This is a genomic window from Mesorhizobium sp. M4B.F.Ca.ET.089.01.1.1, assembly GCF_004022605.1.
GTDB classification, from domain to species: Bacteria; Pseudomonadota; Alphaproteobacteria; order Rhizobiales; family Rhizobiaceae; genus Mesorhizobium; species Mesorhizobium abyssinicae.
Genome location: NZ_RZOS01000600.1, coordinates 1 through 2,819, shown reverse-complemented (window position 1 = coordinate 2,819; position 2,819 = coordinate 1). Strand labels below are relative to the sequence as shown.

Sequence of the window (2,819 nt, the reverse complement as noted above, 5' to 3'; positions counted from 1 at the left end):
GGCTTTCCCAGCGCCGTGAAGCCCAAAAGACCGAGACCGGCCGCGGCCAAGGCGACCGTCTTACGGGCTCGAACACGCCTCAGGCGGCTGCCGATCAGATGGATGGAAGGGCGCCGCCTCATGAACGGCCTCCCGTGCCGCCCTGGCCGGAACCGGCCTTGCCATCGCCGGCGATGGAGTGCTGCGGGTGTCCTTTCGACCAATGGTCGAGTTCGTCGATGTGATAGCGGACATAGCGGCCGTGCTTGCGGAATTTCGGGCCGCCGCCCTTGAGCCGCATCTTTTCGAGCGTGCGCTGGGAGAGCCCGATATAGAAGGCGGCTTGGGCTGTGCTGAGAAACGGGCTGCCCTTTTTCGCGCGGGCCGCGCGTTCGTTTTCGTCGTCCATGATGATCCTCGTTTCGCTTCGGACAAGCGAGGGCGAGGATGGGCGAGGGAGATCGTCTCGGGGACGGGCGAAGAGTCGGGGGAGAGTTTTCGCCGCCCTTTAGGGCGGACGGGGTTTGGGTGGAACTCCTGGGAATGAGCCCCGCGCCGGGGCTGCGGCGCGAGGCTCTTATCTCGGCCGGTCAGTCGGCCGGGTTCCAGATGATGGCGTAGGTGTCGTGATCGTCCTGGCCGGCGGCTCGGCCGAGATTGGCGTAGAGCTTGCGCGGTCCGAACTCCGGCGCTGCAATCGACAGGCTCACATAATCCTTGCCGGAAGTCTCGCCGGTGCGGATCCAGCCAGCGCCGACTTCGACCCCTTGCGTAAGCACCCGGAAGTCGGGATGGTTATCGGCGCTCTTGGCCTGGTTGGGGACGATATCGATGTCGGCGCGGACGCTGAGCGTCTTGAACTGGCCCTTGTAGGCGCCGTTTTCCTGCTTGTTGACGTAACCGATCGCGGTCATTTCGAAGTCTCCTTTTGTGGTTTCGCCGGGGACCATCCCCTGCGATGGCGCACCGTAATGGGCGCGTCAGGACCGCCTGAATCCGACAGGGCCGCAGCGACAGTGAAGGACCCGAGCGGGCAGCTTTTTTGTGAGCGAAGCGGCGCGAGGAAGCCGCCGCAGGCGGCGGGGAAAAAAGCTGATGGCGCGAGGGTTTCGGGCGGCCGGACCCGCCCATAGGTCGACAAGCCAGCCGCAGGGATGGTCCTTGGAGAGAGCATGGAGACCGCTCGCCAAGTGCGGTCTGTCAGCCAAGCAGGACGCCGGGATGAAACGGCCTGCAAAGATGCTGCGCCCTTATGCCGGATCGAGATCGTGCCAGCGGGTCGGGCGCCAGAGCAGACATCCGGCATGGTGCGATCTATGAAAGCAGGGCTCGCCAGCGGGAATTTGATACGCGAGGGGGCCAAAGTAAGGCTGGATGAGAAGCCGGTGCTACCTGCAGGTCCAGTGTCATGTGGCGGCGCTCGGGAAACCGCTACGCAATGTAACGCGCTCTTATGAGGCGAACAGACCGGCCCCAAAACCGATCGACCGGTGGTCGGCGCGAAACGCGTCATGCCTGTCCGAAAGCTGACAGTGGCAGAAGACGCATGTCGGGTTCCGCACAATTGACCATGCTGGATTTGTGAGGTTTTCAGGGAGAGCCATGCGTTCACTTCCCAGTGAGCTTTGGCACGGCATTTGCTCTTGATGTGGCAACACGGATCGAAGGTTGACTGCATGCACAAGCGCGAGATGAGCAATGCTCTCCTTTCCTGGAGGCTTGGCAGCAGATTCGATTTGACGTTGCGAGGAGCTTCAGCCGCTCGCGGCGGAAGTGATCTCAAATCTGAAGGCACCGTTGGGGCCGCAGCCATCAAACACATCTTTCTCTTTTTCGCAGCTCGTCTTCAACGCGATGCGGACTTCTTCGCGTCGACGGCGGCCGAAGGTGGAGAAGGGGCTCGACTTGCAAAAAGGAGTTGTCAATGACGTCTTACGTTCGCACCAACAGCCCGGCGCAGGTGCGCTCACTGTCCACCTTTGGCAAGCATCTGCAAAGGAGCGTGCTGACGGCGACGCTGCTTGCCGCGGCTTCGACGGGAAGTGAAGCGCAGCCCTATGTTCGTGCTGACGGCAGCACGACTGACGACTTGGAAGCGGCGCGAGCAAGTTGGCGTCATGACGCCGAATTCAATGGAAATGTGGGGCTCGCAGCCATCAACGCGGATGCCGCGTATGCGTTGGGTTCCACCGGGGAGGGGGCCAGAGCTCCTCGCCTGCCCTCGTCCGTCTTGACGAGTGCCCGCTTACAGCCTACCTCACTATCGCGTTAGCACTCGTCCATCGCGAGTGCTAACAAAAACCCCTCAACAGCGCACCAGGGAAAAATCCGAAAATGGCAAAGTCGAAGTTCCGCCCGCTGCATGACCGCGTGGTCGTTCGCCGGGTCGAATCCGAATCCAAGACCGCTGGCGGGATCATCATCCCCGACACGGCAAAGGAAAAGCCGCAGGAAGGCGAGATCATCGCTGTCGGCTTCGGCGCTCGTGACGAAGCTGGCAAGCTGGTCCCGCTGGACGTCAAGGCCGGCGACCGCATCCTGTTCAGCAAGTGGTCGGGCACGGAAGTCAAGCTCAATGGCGAAGACCTTCTGATCATGAAGGAATCCGACATCATGGGCATCATCGGCTCATATCAGGCCCTTTCGTCAACTGAATTCCCGGGCTCGATTGAAGCCCCTGCCAGGAGCTAAAAATGGCTGCCAAAGACGTAAAATTCTCCCGCGATGCCCGCGAGCGCATGCTGCGCGGTGTCAACATCCTCGCTGACGCGGTGAAGGTCACGCTCGGCCCCAAGGGCCGCAACGTGGCCATCGACAAGTCGTTCGGCGCCCCGCGCATC

The 2,819-nt window shown here is 61.9% G+C and carries 3 protein-coding genes and 1 pseudogene; 2 read left to right on the top strand and 2 right to left on the bottom strand.

Features of this window, described 5'->3' with window-relative positions; all coding sequences use genetic code 11:
* Positions 1-118 precede the first annotated feature (118 nt).
* Both EN780_RS31340 and EN780_RS31335 read right to left on the bottom strand, forming a co-directional pair.
* On the bottom strand, positions 119-388 hold the full coding sequence (locus tag EN780_RS31340) for a helix-turn-helix domain-containing protein (RefSeq protein WP_024505645.1): 270 nt from the start codon (positions 386-388) through the stop codon (positions 119-121).
* A 181-nt stretch (positions 389-569) separates the two neighbouring features.
* Positions 570-893, bottom strand: a complete 324-nt coding sequence (locus EN780_RS31335) for a DUF736 domain-containing protein (RefSeq protein WP_024505644.1) — start codon at positions 891-893, stop codon at positions 570-572.
* A gap of 1,010 nt (positions 894-1,903) precedes the next feature.
* Here EN780_RS31335 and EN780_RS31330 point away from each other — a divergent pair.
* Complete coding sequence (locus tag EN780_RS31330) at positions 1,904-2,251, top strand: hypothetical protein (protein WP_063169239.1); 348 nt, start codon at positions 1,904-1,906, stop codon at positions 2,249-2,251.
* Between the two features lie 62 nt (positions 2,252-2,313).
* A pseudogene (groES, locus tag EN780_RS31325) lies at positions 2,314-2,607 on the top strand (co-chaperone GroES); the annotation flags it as partial.
* Positions 2,608-2,819: the final 212 nt, after the last annotated feature.